Raw genomic sequence first — 16,281 nt, 5'->3', positions numbered from 1 at the left:
GAAAACCGTGTCTTTGGAAGTCCAGCGCGACGGCGAGCACCGCTTCATCGGCCGCAACGAACGCGGGGCCGAGGTCGTGATCGGCCGCAAGGGTGCCGAGGGCGCCTTCTCGCCCGCCGAACTGCTGCAGATCGCGGCGGCGGGCTGTTCGGCCGTCACCGCCGAGAACCTCATCACGCGCCGGATCGGGGAGGACTCGAAGTTCCGCGTCGGTGTGACCGCGGACAGGCGCGAAGGCGCTTCGGAGCTCGACGCCGTCCACGTGGCTTTCGACGTCGACGTGTCCGCGCTGCCCGCTTCGGATCGAGAGGCGCTCGCGGCGGCGGTGGATCGCGCCATCGAGCGGCTGTGCACGGTGAGCCGGACGCTGAAGAAGGGCATCCCGGTCACGGAGAGCTTCCCGGTCGAGTAGGTCCGCCCCTCGCACTTGGGCTCAGTGTTTGGCGGGGTGGCCTTCGGCGCTCCAGACCACGTACGCCTCGTCGGCGTCGGTGGTCATGGCCTCGATGAACTTCTCGTTGTCGAAGCCGGGCAGCGTCTGCAGCCGCTCGATGAGCGCGTCGGCGGCCGGGTCGCCGCTGGGGATCGCGGTGCCCTTCCCGTCGGAGCCGGCGAGCATGAAGAAGACGTCTTCTTTCCACGGGCCTTCAGGGATCACTCTGACCACCACCGCGGACAGCTCGGACCACGTGACGGCTTCCTCGCTTCCGTCCGCGAGCTGGCGCCGCACTCCGGTGTCATCGACGCTGACGGTCCGGGATTGTGCGTTGGGCGACTCGTGGGACAACCGGTTCTCCCTGTCTTCGGCGTTCCGTTAACGGTACTCGGCCGTGTGCCAGGCCACTCAGGCCGGGGCGGCGGCGTCGAGGCGGCGCAGCGCGTCGCGGGCGACCTTCGGGTCCATGGTCGGCCAGAACGGCGGCAGCGAGGCGCGCAGGAATCCGCCGTAGCGGGCGGTGGCCAACCGCGAATCCAGGATCGCCACGACACCGCGATCGGTGACCGAACGGTGCAGCCGTCCGGTGCCCTGCGCGAGCAGCAGCGCGGCATGCGTGGCCGCGACGGTGAGAAACCCGTTGCCGCCCCTGGCTTCCACGGCTCGCTGCCGTGCCGACGAGACCGGATCGTCCGGGCGGGGGAACGGGATCCTGTCGACCACGACGAGCTGGAGCGACGGGCCGGGCACGTCGACGCCCTGCCACAACGAGAGCGTGCCGAACAGGCAGGTGCGCGCGTCCTCGGAGAACTTCTGCACCAGCAGACCGGTGGAATCGTCGCCCTGGCACAGGATCGGCAGGTCGAGCCGCTCCCGCATCTCCTCGGTGGCCTGCTTCGCCGCGCGCATCGAGGAGAACAGGCCGAGCGTGCGCCCGCCCGCGGCCTCGATCAGCTCGGCCAGCTCGTCCATGGTCGAGGGCTGCAACCCGTCCCTGCCCGGCGGCGGCAGGTGTTTGGCCAGGTAGAGAATGCCGTTGCGTTTGTGGTCGAACGGGGAGCCGACGTCGAGGCCCGTCCACTTCGGGCCATCGGCGTCGTCACTGTCGGCGGGAGCGGCCTTGTCGGTCGCCGCGCCCGGCGCCTTCTCGACCCTGGCCCCGCCGGGCGGGAGACCCCACTGCCGGGCCATGGTGTCGAACGTGCCGCCCAGGGTCAGCGTCGCCGAGGTGAGGACGGTCGTGTGCTGGTTGAAGACACGCTCGCGCAGCAGACCGGCGACACCCAGCGGAGCGACCTTAAGCGCGGGCGGGCGCGGGTTCGTCGAGAAGCGGTCCCCGGTCAGCCAGACGACGTCACGCTGATGCGCGTTGTCGTCGTCGAAGGCCTCGAGCAGCCGGACGGCGGTGTCGTGGACTTCTTCGAGCAGCGACCGCGCCAGCTTGCGGGCGGTGGCCTCGTCGACGTCTTCCTTGCGGTCCTTGCCGAGCGAGGTGAGGCAGCGGTGCGCGGCGTCGCGGACCGCGGGGATGGCGCCGGTGAGCGCCTGGGGCAGCGAGTCCATCCGGCCGGACGGCAGGTCGTCGAGGATCAGGGCCAGCCCGTCGCTCGCCTCCAGCAGCTGATCGGCCACCTCGTCGTCGACGAGTTTGCCGCAGCGCCGGGCGGCGGCGGAGACCATGCCGCTGGTCAGCTCGCCGGTCGCCACGGAGGTCACGCGGTCCACGAGGTCGTGCGCCTCGTCGATGATCACCAGATCGTGCTCGGGGAGGACCTGATAGCCCTGCAGCGCGTCGATCGCCAGCAGCGCGTGGTTGGTGACCACGACGTCGGCCTTGCCCGCCTCGGCGCGGGACCGCTCGGCGAAGCAGTCCGTGCCGATGGGACAGCGTGACGCGCCCAGACATTCTTTGGCCGTGACGGACACCTGGCGCCACGCCTGGTCCGAAACGCCGGGGACCAACTCGTCGCGATCACCGGTTTCGGTGTCGGACGACCATTCCCGCAGCCGCGTGACCTCCTTGCCCAGCCGGGAGACGGCGAACGGGTCGAACAGCTGCTGGTCTTCCGGCTCGTCCGGGGCGCCGGAATCGAGCCGGTGGAGGCAGAGATAGTTACGGCGGCCCTTGAGGATCGCGAAGGTGGGCTCGCGGCCGAGGGGCTTCTTGAGCGCCTTCGCCAGCCGGGGGAGGTCCCTGTCGACCAGCTGGCGCTGCAGCGCGATGGTGGCCGTGGAGACCACGACCGTGGCCTCCTTCTCGACCGCGTGCCGGATCGCGGGAACGAGATAGGCCAACGACTTCCCGGTGCCCGTGCCCGCCTGGACGGCCAGGTGCTCGCCGGTGCGGATGGCGCGGCCGACGGCGTCCGCCATCTTGACCTGGCCCTCGCGCTCGGCACCGCCCACGGACTCGACCGCGTGGGTCAGGAGTTCGAGGACACCGGGGAAATCAGCACGGGAGGGCACGGGACAAGACGATAGCCGGGGGCACCGTCAAGATCGTCCGCCCCGTGCGATGAACGGTCCGTTCCTTGCCGATTTCGCCGGGAACGGACCGTTCATGGCGGCTCGTGGGGCGATGAAAGGGCCGGTCACGACTCCTTGCGGAACCTCGAAACCAGCGCCCAGGTGCCCGGAAGCAGCGCGGCCGCGACGGCGATCTTCAGCGCGTCCCCGACGAGGAACGGCACGACGCCCTTCGCCAGGGCGGTCGACAGGCCCATGCCGGTCGACGCCATCAGCCACGGCACGCCGACCGAGTAGATGGCGAGGTTGCCGAGCACCATCGTCCCCGCCGTGCGCAGCGGCGTGCGGTCCCCGCCGCGGCCGGCGAGCGCGCCCACCAGCGCGCCCGCGAGCACGAAACCGACGATGTAGCCGGCGCTCGCGCCGAACAGACCCGAAGAACCGTTCTGGAACCAGCCGAACCCGGCCGCGCCGACGGCGAGGTACAGCGCCATCGACAGCGCGCCGCGCTTCCAGCCGAGCGCGGCGCCGACCAGCAGGGCGGCGAACGTCTGGCCGGTCATCGGCACCGGCGAGCCGGGCACCGGGATCAGGATCTGCGCGGCCGCGCCGGTCAGGGCGGCACCACCGGCGACCAGGACCGCGTCACGGACCAGTGCGCCGGGAACGAGGTCGGCGAGAACCGGGCGGGTGCCGGTCACAGACAGCGAAGACACTCAGACCTCCTATGAGTACACGAATGTGAACCGAGGTTAACGTCAGACGACGGGCGGTGGACCGAATGTCGGGCACCTCACGATCCACTCGACCGGGTGGCATGACCCTGCATGGGACAGGCGGTTGGTGAAGGCTGCCGGACATGAGGAAACCCGTTTCGAGGCTGTTGTCGGTGACGATGCTGACCGGGGCGCTGGTGACGGGAGGGCCGGCGATCGCGTCGGCCGATCCCGCGCCCGCGACGGCGGCCGCGTCGGTCGGTTCGCTCGACGTGGAGGTCGGCGACGAACACGTGGTCACCGGCGAGCTGGCGCCGTGCGATGTCGACGGTCCTTTGAACGCGAAGACCCAGGGCGGGTCCACCGGCGACTTCGCCCGGTTCGGCGGCGGCGAGTCGCGCTGCGGCCGGAACGGCGAGGTGGCCGTCGGCGAGGCGGCCGGGCGGCGCTTCGAGACCACCCTGCTCAAGCGGTTCGGCGGACCGGTGATCAAGGTCCGCACGTTCATGGCGAAATGCAGCACCACCAAGGACGGCAGCCTCGGCTACATCGAGTTCGGCGACGTCACCGGGTTCACGCTGCCGGAGAACATCCCGCAGAACTACCGGCTGACCATCGCCGGTGGAAAGGGCGGGACGGCGCTGGCGTCGCTCACGGTCAACGAGACCGTCACGCCGACGCCCCCCGACGGGAGCCTCGTGACGCACATGCTGCACATCAAGCTGTTCCCGCAGGGCGGCGGACCGGCGAAGGGCGACATCTACCTCGGGACCGCGCGCTGCGACCCGTATGGCAAGAAGAAGCCCTGACCCTCTCCCGCATTTCGTCCTCTGAATGCGGTCCTTGCACACGCAAGTACCGCATTCAGAGGACTAAACGCGTCAGGCGCGCGAGACGTACTTCGCGGCCGCGGCGACGAACTCACTCGCCCGGGTGGCCAGATCCGTCAGCGACCCTTTCGAAGTGAGTGCGTCGCCGAGAAGCGGCGTGGCGGCCGCGACGGCGATCGAACCGGACTCGAGGTACTTCGCGACGTCGGCCAGGTGGACGCCGCCCGTCGGGACGAGCGGGATGTCCGGCATCGGCGCCCGGATCGCCCGCAAGTAGGCGATCCCGCCGACGGCCGCGATCGGGAACACCTTCACCGCCGCCGCGCCGAGACGCCACGCCTGGTCGATCTCGGTCGGGGTCAGCGCGCCGCAGATCACCGGCAGCCCGCGTTCGTGCGCGCGCTCGATGACCAGCGGGTTCACCGTCGGCGTGACCAGGAAGGTCGCACCGGCGTCCGCCGCTTTGTCCACATCGGACACTTCGCGCACGGTCCCGGCGCCGATGTGCGCGTCGTCGCCGAGCTTCTTGCGGATGGTCGCGATGGCGTCCGTGGCGCCCGGCGTGGTCAACGCCGCTTCGAGTACGCGCACACCGGCCGCGTGCAGCACCGTCGCGGCGTCGGCGAACCGGCTCGCGTCCGCGGCCCGCAGGATCGCGACGAGCCGGTTTTCGATCAGGGTGTCCTGGAGGTCGTGCTGGATCATGCGGACGGAACCGGCGCCTTTCCCGTGTAGGCCACGCCGGCCTCGTCGAAGTCCTTGAGCGCGGCGTCGACCGTCGGCTGCGAGCCGCCGACCGTGAGGTCGAGCAGCACTCGCACGGTGAAGCCCGCCTTCGCCGCGTCGAGCGCCGTCGCGCGGACGCAGAAGTCGGTCGCGATGCCGACGACGTCGACCTCGGTCACGTCGTGCTCCTTCAGCCACGCGTCGAGCGTCTTGCCGTCGCGCGCGTTGCCTTCGAAGCCGGAGTACGCGGCCGTGTACTCGCCCTTGGAGAAGACCTCGCTGATCGGGACCACGTCGAGCGCGGGGTGGAACGACGCGCCGGAGGTGCCCGCGACGCAGTGCCGCGGCCAGCTGTCCTTGAAGTCCGGCGTCTCGCTGAAGTGGTCGCCAGGATCGATGTGGTAATCGCGGGTGGCGACGACGTGCGCGTAGCCGCCTTCCGCGGCCTGCTTGGAGATCGCTTCCGCGGCGGCGGCGCCACCGGGCAGGCCGAGCGACCCGCCCTCGCAGAAGTCGTTCTGCACATCGACCACGATCAAGGCGGTCCCCATGTGTTGCTCCTGAGTCTCTTTAGACGAATACGGTCGGGATGGCGGGCTCCCCGTGCGAGAGCTTGAGGCCTTCCCACGGAAGGCTCACCAGCGCCCGCCGAAGCCGCTGGCGCGCGTCGTCCAGCGTGGGCAAATCATCCACCGTCCGGCCGTCCCGGACCAGCGGAATCTGCAATTCGTGGTCGTTCGGTCCCTGTTCCGGGACCTGCGAGGACGGCGTCGCCGCCGTCCAGATCACCTCTTCGACGGCGGTGCCGGTGCCGCGGTGCCGTCGCAGCGCGGATTTCCGTCCGCCGCGGGATTCCTTGTGCGCGCTGCGCTTGGCGACCGGTTTGCCGTCGACCTCGACGAGCTTGTAGACCATCCCCGCGGTCGGCGCGCCGGAACCGGTGACGACCGAGGTCCCCACGCCGTACGCGTCGACGGGTTCCGCCCGCAGCGCCGCGATCGCGTGCTCGTCGAGGTCGCCCGACACCACGATCCGGGTGTCCTTGGCGCCCAGGGCGTCCAGCTGCTCGCGGGCCTTGCGCGCCAGCGGGCCGACGTCGCCGGAGTCGATGCGGATCGCGCCGAGCTCGGTGCCTGCCACCCGGACGGCCGTTTCGATGCCCTTGGTGATGTCGTAGGTGTCCACCAGGAGGGTGGTGTCGGCGCCCATCTTGTCCACCTGCGCGCGGAACGCCGCCTCTTCGCTGTCGTGCAGCAACATGAACGCGTGCGCGACGGTGCCCCGGGTCGGGATGCCGTAGCGGCGCCCGGCTTCGAGGTTGGAGGTCGTGGCGAACCCGGAGAGGTACGCGGCTCGCGCGGCGGCGACGGCGGCGTACTCGTGCGTGCGGCGCCCGCCCATCTCGATGATCGGCCTGCCGTGCGCGGCGCCCGACATCCGCGCCGCCGCGGACGCGATCGCGCTGTCGTGGTTGAGGATCGAGAGGATCAGCGTCTCCAGCACGACGGCCTCGCCGAACGAGCCGGTGACGGTCAGGATCGGGGAGCCGGGGAAGTAGAGCTCGCCCTCGGGGTAACCGTCGATGTTCCCCGAGAAGGAGTAGTCCGCGAGCCACGAAAGGGTGGCGTCGTCGACCACCGCCGTCGCTTCCAGCTGGCTCAGCTCGGCATCGGTGAACCGGAAGTCCGCGATCGCGTCGAGGACCCGCCCGGTGCCCGCGACGACGCCGTAGCGGCGGCCGTCGGGCAGACGACGTGCGAAGACCTCGAAGACGCACGGCCTGTCCGCCGTCCCGTCGGACAGGGCGCTGGCCAGCATGGTCAGCTCGTAGTGGTCGGTGAGCAGCGCGGTGCTGGCGCCAGTGGCCGCCTCGGGGAAACCCATGGCACCAGCCTATTCACCCACATGGCCGGACCTGCCAACCCGTACCTGATCGGGCCCGTGACACCATGGAGTGCATGTCCACGCCTGTCGCATCCGAGCAGACGCAGGTTGATCCACAGGGAGTAGAAATCGTCTCTGAGGACAAACCCTGGCGGACGGTCGTCTGGAACGATCCGGTGAACCTCATGTCGTACGTGACGTACGTGTTCCAGAAGCTGTTCGGTTACAGCCGCGACCACGCGACGAAGCTGATGCTCGACGTACACCAGAAGGGCAAGGCGATCGTGTCCTCCGGTTCCAAGGAGAAGGTGGAGACCGACGTCGCGAAGCTCCACGCCGCCGGCCTCTGGGCGACCATGGAGCAGCCTTCATGAACGGATGGCGCCGCAAGGGCGAGACCATCGTCGCCGGGTTCGAGCAGCAGGAGGCCGCCGTGCTGCGCGGCCTGGTCAGCCAGCTGGAGGACATGCTCACCGCGCGCGCCGAGGAGGCGCCGCAGGACGAGCTCGCGGAGCTGACCGGGATCCGCACCGGCCCGACCGAGTCGCCGGACGACCCGGTGCTTTCGCGGCTGCTGCCGGACTTCCACAAGCTCGACCCGGACAACCCGACCCGTGAGGACATCGACTCGGCCGCCGCGATGCGGTCGATCCACGAGCCCGAGCTCCTCGACAAGAAGGTCGGCGTCGCGAAGATCGTGCTGGACACCCTGCCGCGTGACGGCGGGAACGTGCGGCTGACCTTCGAGCAGGCCGACGCGTGGCTGGGCGCGCTCAACGACGTCCGGCTGGCGCTGGGCACCGCGCTCGACGTCACCGAGGACATGCCCGACGAACTGCCCGAGGACGATCCGCGCGCGCCGCATCTCGGCGTCTACCACTGGCTGACCTGGGTGCAGGAGACCCTCATCCAGTCGCTGACGTCATGATCACCGACGTTCCCGGCGTACTGGTCGGGCACCACGAGCGGGTCGGCGGCGGCTGGGCGACCGGGACGACGGTCGTGCTGGTTCCCGGCGGCGCCGTCGGGGCCGTCGACCAGCGCGGCGGCGCGCCCGGCACGCGCGAGACCAACCTGCTGGAGCCGGAGAACCTGGTCCAGCACGTCAACGCGATCTGCCTGTCCGGCGGGAGCGCGTACGGCCTGGCCGCGGCCGACGGCGTCATGCGCTGGCTCGCCGAACGGAATCAGGGCATCCCGGTGGGGACTCAGCCGCACGAGGTGGTGCCGATCGTGCCCGCCGCGGTGTTGTTCGACCTGCCGCGCGGTGACTGGGGCAACCGCCCGGATGCCTCCTTCGGCTACGCGGCGTGCCAAGCGGCCAAGGACGGCCCAGTGCCGACGGGGACCGTCGGCGCGGGTGCCGGGGCGAAGGCGGGATCACTCAAAGGTGGGATCGGGACGGCCTCGGAGAAGGTCGGGGAGTTCACCGTCGGCGTCGTCGCCGCCGTGAACGCCGCCGGTGAGGCTGTCGATCTCTCGACCGGCCGCGCGTACGCGGCGGATCACGAGGTCGACGGCGAGTTCAAGATCCGCTGGCCCGACCGGCCCGGCGACGTCGAGGCGAAGGCCGCGGGGCTCAACACGACCATCGGCGTGGTCGCGGTCGACGCGGCCTTGTCCAAGGCGGAGGCTCGACGGCTCGCGGTGGCCGCTCAGGACGGTCTCGCCAGGGCCGTGCGGCCCGCGCACACGATGTTCGACGGCGACACGGTGTTCGCGCTGGCGACCGGCGACCGGGAGCTTCCCGGTGGCGCGGGCCCGGTCGCGGCGGCGCGGCGTGCGATGGTGCTGGACGGGCTCTGCTCGGCGGCCGCGCGGGTGTTCGGGCGGGCGATGGTGCACGGTGTGCTCTCCGCCACTTCGGCGGGGGACATGCGGGCGTACCGGGACGTCTGGCCCGAAGCCTTCTCCTGACCGGCCGAGGTGCCGAGTGGCGGCAATCTCAGAGTATGGACCGGGTCTGTCCAGCACCTAAGATGGGCGACGTGCTCCGGATCCGCCGTGAACTCGTCGACGAGATCGTCGCCCATGCCCGTCGTGACCATCCCGATGAGGCGTGCGGGGTGATCGCCGGTCCCGAGGGATCGGACCGCCCCGAGCGGTACATCCCGATGCTGAACGCGGCGCGCTCGCCCACGTTCTACGAATTCGACTCGGGTGATCTGCTCAAGCTCTACCGCGAGATGGACGCCAACGACGAGGTGCCGGTGGTCATCTACCACTCGCACACCGCGACCGACGCCTACCCGTCCCGCACCGATGTCTCGTACGCCTCGGAACCCGACGCGCACTACGTGCTCGTTTCCACCAAGGACCCCGATTCGCATCAGTTCCGGTCGTACCGGATCGTGGACGGGGAGATCACCGAGGAGCCCGTCGAGATCATCGGCTGAACCCCCGTCCGGGAATAACCCGGACCGGCCCGAACGTCTGCGTTGCAGAGAACCCACCGGAGGTAGAAAACCATGGCCGTGACCGTGTCCATCCCGACCATCCTGCGTACGCACACCGGCGGCGAGAAGTCCGTCGAGGCGACCGGCAAGACCGTGCTCGAGGTGATCGACGACATCGAGTCCCGCCACGGCGGCCTCAAGGCCCGCCTGGTCAAGGAAGAGAAGCTGCACCGGTTCGTCAACGTCTACGTCAACGACGAGGACGTCCGCTTCTCCGGCGGTCTCGAGGCCGAGGTCAAGGACGGCGACACCCTGACCATCCTGCCCGCCGTGGCCGGTGGCTGATCGATGGCTCGCTTCGAGTCGCTGCTCGACGCGCTCGGCGGCACCCCGCTGGTCGGTCTTCCCCGGCTTTCGCCCACCCACGACGTGCGGTTGTGGGCGAAGCTGGAGGATCGCAACCCGACCGGTTCGATCAAGGATCGCCCCGCGCTGGCGATGATCGAGGCCGCCGAGCGTGAAGGCATCCTCCGGCGCGGCTCCACGATCCTGGAGCCGACGTCGGGCAACACCGGGATCTCGCTCGCCATGGCCGCGAAGCTCAAGGGCTACGGCTTGGTGTGCGTGATGCCGGAGAACACCTCCACCGAACGCAAGCAGCTGCTGCAGGCGTACGGCGCGCGGATCGTCTTCTCCCCGGCCGCCGGCGGGTCCAACGAGGCCGTGCGCCGGGCGAAGGAGCTCGCGGAGGCCAACCCGGACTGGGTGATGCTCTACCAGTACGGCAACCCGGCCAACGCCGACGCGCACTACCGCGGCACCGGGCCCGAACTGCTCAAGGACCTGCCGACCCTGACGCATTTCGTCGGCGGCCTCGGCACCACCGGCACGCTGGTCGGCGTCGGGCGCTACCTGCACGAGGCGAAGCCGGACGTGCAGATCATCGCGGCCGAACCGCGTTACGGCGAGCTGGTGTACGGCCTGCGGAACCTCGACGAGGGCTTCGTCCCGGAGCTTTACGACGCGAGTGTGCTCAACGGCCGGTACTCCGTCGGCGCGTACGACGCGCTTCGCCGGACACGGGAGCTGCTGGAGCACGAAGGCATCTTCGCGGGGATCTCGACCGGTGCCGTGCTGCACGCCGCGCTGGCCGTCGCCGAGAAGGCCGCCGCTTCGGGAAAGCCCGCCGACGTGGCCTTCGTGGTCGCGGACGCGGGGTGGAAGTACCTCTCGACGGGCGCGTACTCCGGCTCGCTCGACGAGGCGGCCGAAAGGCTCGACGGGCAGCTCTGGGCCTGACTCTTCGTGCTCGGGCCTCGTGAGTGGTGAGGACGGTTCTAACCGCCCTTACCACTCACGAGACCCATCGCGAACCGCTCGTCCTGGCACGATGGCGGCATGAAGACCATCGGCCTGCTGGGCGGGATGAGCTGGGAATCGTCGGCCGAGTACTACCGGCTGGTGAACGAGCGCGTCCGTGAGCTGCGCGGCGGGTACCACTCCGCGCGCACGGTGCTCTACTCCGTGGACTTCGCCGAAATCGAAGCGATGCAGGCCGAAGGCCGCTGGGACGACGCCGGACGCGAACTGAACCGCGCCGCACGCGCCCTCGAAGCCGCCGGAGCGGACTTCGTCGTCCTCTGCACCAACACGATGCACAAGGTCGCCGACCGGCTCGCCGACGGCCTGGGCGTCCCGCTCCTGCATCTCGCCGACACCACGGCCGTCGCGATCAAGGCCGCCGGCATCAAGCGTGTCGGGCTCCTGGGCACCGGCTTCACCATGGCCCAGCCGTTCTACCGCGAACGTCTCGCCGCGCACGGCCTCGATGTGCTCGTGCCGGGCGAAGAGGACCGCGAGACGGTGCACCGCGTCATCTACGACGAACTCGTCCACGGCGTGGTCACCGAGGACTCCCGCGAGCGGTACCGCGAGGTCATCGCGAGACTCGTCGAAGCGGGCGCGGAAGGCGTGATCTACGGCTGCACGGAGATCGAACTGCTCGTGGGCGCCGAAGACAGTGCGGTGCCCACCTTTCCCACGACGAGGCTGCACGCCGAAGCGGCCGTGGACTACGCGCTGGGTAAGACCTCACTTCCTCCCGCGGTGTGACGCTCGTGCTGGCCGACGGCCTGCCGCCACAGCCTGTCCTGTTCTTCATCGGTGAATCCGCCGCGCGGCACGCCGAAGACGTCCTCGATCGCCGTCCACCACTCGGCCGGTGATTCCAGCACCGTTCTGCCGCCCGGCAGACCGGTCAAGGTCAGCGCGCGCAGCGAGTCCACTCCGTCGGCGTCGCGGCGCTGCAGCACCAGCGTGCGGACGAATCCGGAGTCCTCCGACGTCGACAGCTCGACGTGCTTTTCGGCGAAGTCGGCCATCACGGCCGTCTCCGGCGCGAAATCCATCCCGACGAAACTGCCCTGCGGATCGTGGTCGAACCGCCAGCCGCCGGGCGTGACCTCCGACGGCCGCATGCGGAACACCAGCGGCCCTTGTTTGTACTCGCCTTCACGCAGCGGGAGCGGCTCGTGGATGCCGTCCCCGAGCCCGACGTCGACCATCCAGCCGACCTCGGGCGTCTCGGGCAGCCCGGTCACCGTCAGCGCCAGGTGGTTGAGGTGGATCCCGGATGGCCCGCCCGGCATCTGTGCCCCGCTCGGATGCCGGGTGACCTGGTAACCGAGCGCCCGCAGCAGGGCCGAGAACGCGCCGTTGAGGTGATAGCAGTAGCCGCCGCGGCCGGCGGCGATCCGGCCGAACGACACCGCCGGGTCCAGCGAGGTCACCCGGCCCAGCTGGACTTCGAAATCTTCGTACGGCACGCGTTCCACATGGGCCGCGTGCAAGCGGAAAAGGGCGTCGAGGCTCGGCGGCTCGTGCTCGAGGCCGAGTCGCGCGAGGTAGGCGGGCACGTCGATCTGCTCGGAGTGCTCGGAAGAAGGGAACCCCATGTGATCGACCGTAGCGGCACCCACCGACAAATCAGGGTTCTCACGGAGGCGATCTCGCCGATCCCCGTCGTAGCCTGGGGAGGTGACCACACTGCCTCCCCAGCCGGTCCCGGCGAGCGAGTCGTCCGGTACGGATCCGGCCAAACGCGTCCTGCCGCCGAACCCGAGGGCCGCCGCGATCGTGGCGCTCGCCTTCACCGCGCTGCTCTACCTGGTGGAGCTGGTCGACGTCGTGCTGCCCGTCGACCTCGATCAGAGCGGCGGAATCGTCGCTCGTGAGGTCTCCGATCTCGACGGCGTACTCTGGGCGCCGTTGCTGCACGCGGGCTGGGGGCATCTGTTCTCCAACACCCTCCCGGTGCTGGTGTTCGCCTTCCTCGCGATGTCCGCGGGCATCGGCCGGTGGGTGCTGGTCACCGCGATCATCTGGGTGCTCTCCGGTCTCGGCGTCTGGCTGATCGCGCCGGGCGGCACGGTGACCGTCGGAGCGTCCGGCGTCGCCTTCGGCTGGCTCGCGTTCCTGCTGGTCCGGGGCATCTTCAACCGCGCCGTCGGGCAGATCCTGGTGGCCGTGGTGCTGCTGGGCATCTGGAGCGGGATGCTCTGGGGCCTGCTTCCGGGTGATCCGGGCGTCTCCTGGCAGGGGCACCTGTTCGGCGCGCTTTCCGGGGTCTTCGCGGCCTGGGCGATGGCGCGAGCGGACAGGTCGCAGGCCAAGAAAGCCACCGGCCCCGGTAGCCTCGCCGGGTGACCAAGCCGAGCGCCGACGCCCCGATCGGCGTCTTCGATTCCGGAGTGGGCGGGCTCACCGTCGCCAGGGCGATCCTGGAGCAGCTGCCCGGTGAGCAGTTGCGCTACGTCGGCGACACCGCCCGCAACCCATACGGTCCGCTTCCCATCGCGACGGCACGCCAGTACGCGCTGGAAGCGCTGGACGACATCGTCGAAGGCGGGGTGAAGGCGCTGGTCATCGCCTGCAACACCGCCTCCGCCGCCTGCCTTCGCGACGCGAGGGAGCGCTACGACGTCCCCGTGATCGAGGTCGTCCTCCCGGCCGCGCGCCGGGCCGTGTCCGCCACGCGATCCGGGCGTATCGGGGTGATCGGCACCGAGGGCACCGTCCGGTCCCGCGCCTACGACGACGCCTTCAACGCCGCGCAGGACGTCGAGATCACCAGCGTCGCGTGCCCGCGGTTCGTGGATTTCGTCGAACGCGGGATCACCACCGGGCGGCAGGTGCTCGGGCTCGCGCAGGGCTATCTGGAACCACTGCTGGACGCGCAGGTCGACACGCTGGTCATGGGCTGCACGCACTACCCCTTGCTGTCCGGGGTGCTGCAGATCGTCATGGGCCAGGACGTCACGCTGGTGTCCAGCGCCGAGGAGACCGCGCGTGACCTCGTGCGCGTCCTCACCGAGGCCGACCTCCTCGCCGAGCGCGACACGCCGCCGCGGCACGAGTTCGTCGCCACCGGATCCGCCGAGCCGTTCACCCGACTCGCTCAGCGGTTCATGGGCTTCGCTCCGGGTGTGCTGGCTCCCACCAGCGCGTAAATCGCCGATTCCGTGCTTAAGGTGTCACAGTGCGTCTCACGATCCTCGGCTGCTCCGGCAGCATCCCCGGGCCCGACGCCGCCGCGTCCGGCTATCTGCTCGAGGCGGACGGGTTCGTCCTGGGGCTCGAACTGGGCAACGGGACGCTCGCCAGGCTGCAGGCCCTGCGCGACCCGTTCGACCTGGACGCGCTGATCCTTTCGCACCTGCACCCCGATCATTGCGCCGACGTCAGCGCGCTCACCGTGCTGCGCCGCTACCACCCGGCGGTGCCGTATCCGGCACGGCCGCGGCGGCTTCCGGTGTACGGGCCGTCGGACGTGCACGAGCGGCTCGCCCACGCCTATGCCGCGAACGAGGAGGAACGGGCGACCACCGACCTTTCCGACGTCTTCGCCTTCGAGCCGCTGCGGCCGGAGCCCATGGAGATCGGGCCGTTCGAGGTCACCGCGGTCCCCGTCGACCACCCGACCCCGGCGTTCGGCCTGCGCTTCACCTACGGGGGCAAGACCCTCGCCTACACCGGTGACACGGGCGTCTGCGACACCCTGACGGAGCTCGCCGGCGGCGTCGACGTCCTGCTGTCCGAAGCGTCGTGGACCGATTCGCCCAACCGGCCCGCCGGCGTCCACCTGTCCGGCAAGGAAGCGGGCGAGCTGGGGCGCAAAGCCGAGGTCGGGCGGCTGTTGCTCACCCATGTCGCGCCCTGGACCGACCGTGCCGCCGTCCTCGCCGAGGCGGCCGTCGCGTTCCCCGCGGCCGAGCTGGTCGAGCAGGGCGCCGTCTACGACCTCTGACGCGGGGTTCTAGAGTGGCGGCCGTGGCGAGAAAAGACGGCAGGAACGACGACCAGCTTCGCGACATCAAGATCACCCGCGGCTTCCAGCGGTGGCCCGCGGGATCGGTGTTGATCGAATTCGGCGACACCCGGGTGCTGTGCGCGGCGAGCGTCACCGAAGGCGTCCCCCGCTGGCGGGCCGGTTCCGGCCTCGGCTGGGTCACCGCCGAGTACGCGATGCTGCCGTCGGCGACCAACACCCGCAGCGACCGCGAATCCATCAAGGGCCGCGTCGGCGGCCGCACGCACGAGATCTCCCGGCTGATCGGCCGGTCCCTGCGCGCCTGCATCGACCTGGCGGCGTTGGGGGAGAACACGATCGTCATCGACTGCGACGTCATCCAGGCCGACGGCGGCACCCGCACGGCCGCGGTGACCGGCGGCTACGTCGCGCTCGCCGACGCCGTCACCTGGCTCGGCGCGGCGGGCCGCCTCGCCGACCCGCAGCCGCTTTCGTCTTCGGTGGCCGCGGTGAGCGTGGGCGTCGTCGACGGCCGGGTCCGCCTCGACCTGCCGTACGAAGAGGACTCGCGCGCGGAGGTCGACATGAACGTCGTCGCCACCGACGCGGGCACCCTGATCGAGGTACAGGGCACCGGTGAGGGCGCCACCTTCGCGCGGTCCACTTTGGACACCATGCTGGACATGGCGCTCGCGGGCTGCGAGGAACTGACCCGTCTGCAGACCGAGGCGCTCGCGCTGCCGTATCCCGGCGAGCTCCCCGAACCGCGCCCGGACAAGAAGAAGGGTGCGAAGTGACCAAGCTGCTCCTCGCCACCCGCAACGCGAAGAAGCTCGGCGAGCTCCGGCGCATCCTGGTGGCGGAAGGGATCGAGGGCATCGAGGTCGTCGGCCTCGCCGACGTGCCCGAGTTCCCCGAAGCACCCGAAACCGCTCCGGACTTCGAAGGCAACGCGCTCGCGAAGGCCCAGGACGCGGCCGCCGCGACCGGTCTCCCGGCCATCGCCGACGATTCCGGCATCACCGTCGACGCGCTCAACGGCATGCCGGGTGTGCTTTCGGCGCGCTGGTCCGGCAAGCACGGCGACGACGAGGCGAACCTGGATCTCGTGCTGGCGCAGCTGTCCGACACGCCCGACGAGCGCATGGGCGCCGCTTTCGTCTGCGCGGCCGCGCTGGTCGTCCCCGGTGGCGACGAAACCGTGGTGCGCGGGGAATGGCGAGGCTCGCTGATCCGGGAACGCCGTGGTGCCAACGGATTCGGGTACGACCCGATCTTCGTTCCCGAAGGCGGGACGCGCACTTCCGCCGAGCTGGAACCGTCCGAAAAGGACGAAGCTTCGCACCGGGGGAAAGCCTTGCGCGCGTTGGTGGGCGAGCTGCGGAAGCTGGTGGGTTGAGGTGGTCGTGAGTGGCGATTCGGGTTATTGACACGTAAGGCAAATATGTCATGATCGTGGTGTGGCTTCGAAGGTGCGGGTGACGGACGCGCGGCGGCTTTCTCAGCGTTCGCAGGAGGA

Annotated in this window: 21 protein-coding genes; 14 read left to right on the top strand and 7 right to left on the bottom strand. The window is 70.1% G+C overall.

What is annotated here, in order from left to right:
* The first annotated feature begins 7 nt into the window (after nt 1-7).
* Nucleotides 8-412, top strand: a complete 405-nt coding sequence (locus ACIRGA_RS24440) for an OsmC family protein (protein WP_400944792.1) — start codon at nt 8-10, stop codon at nt 410-412.
* Nucleotides 413-433: 21 nt separating this feature from the next.
* On the opposite strand, the gene ACIRGA_RS24435 is transcribed toward ACIRGA_RS24440, so the two are convergent.
* From ACIRGA_RS24435 to ACIRGA_RS24425, 3 genes are all read right to left on the bottom strand, one after another.
* Nucleotides 434-787, bottom strand: a complete 354-nt coding sequence (locus tag ACIRGA_RS24435; RefSeq protein WP_400944790.1) for a hypothetical protein — start codon at nt 785-787, stop codon at nt 434-436.
* A 57-nt stretch (nt 788-844) separates the two neighbouring features.
* Nucleotides 845-2,902, bottom strand: a complete 2,058-nt coding sequence (locus tag ACIRGA_RS24430) for an ATP-dependent DNA helicase (RefSeq protein WP_400944788.1) — start codon at nt 2,900-2,902, stop codon at nt 845-847.
* A 125-nt stretch (nt 2,903-3,027) separates the two neighbouring features.
* Nucleotides 3,028-3,618 (bottom strand): biotin transporter BioY, encoded by a 591-nt coding sequence (locus ACIRGA_RS24425; protein ID WP_400944786.1) that lies wholly within the window; start codon nt 3,616-3,618, stop codon nt 3,028-3,030.
* A 143-nt stretch (nt 3,619-3,761) separates the two neighbouring features.
* Between ACIRGA_RS24425 and ACIRGA_RS24420 the strand changes: the two genes are divergently transcribed.
* Nucleotides 3,762-4,427, top strand: coding sequence for a choice-of-anchor P family protein (locus tag ACIRGA_RS24420; RefSeq protein WP_400944784.1), 666 nt, complete (start codon nt 3,762-3,764; stop codon nt 4,425-4,427).
* A gap of 72 nt (nt 4,428-4,499) precedes the next feature.
* Here the strand turns inward: ACIRGA_RS24420 and ACIRGA_RS24415 are convergent, their stop codons facing one another.
* Genes ACIRGA_RS24415 through ACIRGA_RS24405 form a run of 3 tightly spaced genes read right to left on the bottom strand, consistent with a single transcriptional unit; the run spans nt 4,500 to nt 7,058 of the window.
* Nucleotides 4,500-5,153: a bifunctional 4-hydroxy-2-oxoglutarate aldolase/2-dehydro-3-deoxy-phosphogluconate aldolase gene (locus tag ACIRGA_RS24415; protein ID WP_400944782.1), complete on the bottom strand. Its 654-nt coding sequence runs from the start codon at nt 5,151-5,153 to the stop codon at nt 4,500-4,502.
* Nucleotides 5,150-5,725 (bottom strand): isochorismatase family protein, encoded by a 576-nt coding sequence (locus ACIRGA_RS24410; RefSeq protein WP_400944780.1) that lies wholly within the window; start codon nt 5,723-5,725, stop codon nt 5,150-5,152. Before ACIRGA_RS24410 ends, ACIRGA_RS24415 begins: the two co-directional genes overlap by 4 nt.
* Before the next feature lie 19 nt (nt 5,726-5,744).
* Complete coding sequence (locus ACIRGA_RS24405) at nt 5,745-7,058, bottom strand: nicotinate phosphoribosyltransferase (protein WP_400944778.1); 1,314 nt, start codon at nt 7,056-7,058, stop codon at nt 5,745-5,747.
* A 74-nt stretch (nt 7,059-7,132) separates the two neighbouring features.
* Here ACIRGA_RS24405 and clpS point away from each other — a divergent pair, with 74 nt between their 5' ends.
* From clpS to ACIRGA_RS24370, 7 genes are all read left to right on the top strand, one after another.
* The gene (gene clpS, locus ACIRGA_RS24400; protein WP_063277132.1) at nt 7,133-7,432 is read left to right on the top strand and encodes an ATP-dependent Clp protease adapter ClpS; all 300 of its coding nucleotides are present in this window, start codon (nt 7,133-7,135) and stop codon (nt 7,430-7,432) included.
* On the top strand, nt 7,429-7,986 hold the full coding sequence (locus ACIRGA_RS24395) for a DUF2017 domain-containing protein (protein WP_007028265.1): 558 nt from the start codon (nt 7,429-7,431) through the stop codon (nt 7,984-7,986). Before clpS ends, ACIRGA_RS24395 begins: the two co-directional genes overlap by 4 nt.
* Nucleotides 7,983-8,975, top strand: coding sequence for a P1 family peptidase (locus tag ACIRGA_RS24390; RefSeq protein WP_400944775.1), 993 nt, complete (start codon nt 7,983-7,985; stop codon nt 8,973-8,975). Before ACIRGA_RS24395 ends, ACIRGA_RS24390 begins: the two co-directional genes overlap by 4 nt.
* 62 nt (nt 8,976-9,037) lie before the next feature.
* The gene (locus ACIRGA_RS24385) at nt 9,038-9,454 is read left to right on the top strand and encodes a Mov34/MPN/PAD-1 family protein (RefSeq protein ID WP_400944773.1); all 417 of its coding nucleotides are present in this window, start codon (nt 9,038-9,040) and stop codon (nt 9,452-9,454) included.
* Nucleotides 9,455-9,526: 72 nt separating this feature from the next.
* Entirely contained in the window at nt 9,527-9,799 is a 273-nt protein-coding gene (locus ACIRGA_RS24380) for a MoaD/ThiS family protein (protein WP_005165659.1), read from the top strand.
* A 3-nt stretch (nt 9,800-9,802) separates the two neighbouring features.
* The gene (locus ACIRGA_RS24375) at nt 9,803-10,753 is read left to right on the top strand and encodes a PLP-dependent cysteine synthase family protein (protein ID WP_400944771.1); all 951 of its coding nucleotides are present in this window, start codon (nt 9,803-9,805) and stop codon (nt 10,751-10,753) included.
* Nucleotides 10,754-10,852: 99 nt separating this feature from the next.
* Nucleotides 10,853-11,566, top strand: a complete 714-nt coding sequence (locus ACIRGA_RS24370; protein ID WP_400944770.1) for an aspartate/glutamate racemase family protein — start codon at nt 10,853-10,855, stop codon at nt 11,564-11,566.
* Here ACIRGA_RS24370 and ACIRGA_RS24365 read toward each other — a convergent pair.
* A complete protein-coding gene (locus ACIRGA_RS24365; protein ID WP_400944768.1) occupies nt 11,527-12,408 on the bottom strand; it encodes an arylamine N-acetyltransferase in 882 nt (293 codons plus the stop codon). The two genes, ACIRGA_RS24370 and ACIRGA_RS24365, sit on opposite strands and share 40 nt — an antisense overlap.
* 82 nt (nt 12,409-12,490) lie before the next feature.
* Here ACIRGA_RS24365 and ACIRGA_RS24360 point away from each other — a divergent pair, with 82 nt between their 5' ends.
* From ACIRGA_RS24360 to rdgB, 5 genes are read left to right on the top strand one after another with little or no spacing between them, the layout of a single operon-like run.
* Nucleotides 12,491-13,159: a rhomboid family intramembrane serine protease gene (locus tag ACIRGA_RS24360; RefSeq protein WP_400944766.1), complete on the top strand. Its 669-nt coding sequence runs from the start codon at nt 12,491-12,493 to the stop codon at nt 13,157-13,159.
* Nucleotides 13,156-13,962 (top strand): glutamate racemase, encoded by an 807-nt coding sequence (murI, locus tag ACIRGA_RS24355; protein WP_007028257.1) that lies wholly within the window; start codon nt 13,156-13,158, stop codon nt 13,960-13,962. The genes ACIRGA_RS24360 and murI overlap by 4 nt, the downstream gene beginning before the upstream one ends.
* 29 nt (nt 13,963-13,991) lie before the next feature.
* Nucleotides 13,992-14,759, top strand: coding sequence for an MBL fold metallo-hydrolase (locus ACIRGA_RS24350; RefSeq protein WP_400944764.1), 768 nt, complete (start codon nt 13,992-13,994; stop codon nt 14,757-14,759).
* A 23-nt stretch (nt 14,760-14,782) separates the two neighbouring features.
* Nucleotides 14,783-15,559 carry a ribonuclease PH gene (rph, locus tag ACIRGA_RS24345; RefSeq protein WP_126732709.1) on the top strand — a complete coding sequence of 259 codons (777 nt, stop codon included), beginning with the start codon at nt 14,783-14,785 and terminating at the stop codon, nt 15,557-15,559.
* Entirely contained in the window at nt 15,556-16,161 is a 606-nt protein-coding gene (gene rdgB, locus ACIRGA_RS24340; RefSeq protein ID WP_400944761.1) for an RdgB/HAM1 family non-canonical purine NTP pyrophosphatase, read from the top strand. Before rph ends, rdgB begins: the two co-directional genes overlap by 4 nt.
* The last annotated feature ends 120 nt before the right edge of the window (nt 16,162-16,281 follow it).

Source organism: Amycolatopsis sp. NPDC102389, from assembly GCF_044765885.1.
Taxonomy (GTDB): domain Bacteria; phylum Actinomycetota; class Actinomycetes; order Mycobacteriales; family Pseudonocardiaceae; genus Amycolatopsis.
This window is presented reverse-complemented; position numbering and strand designations above follow the sequence as displayed.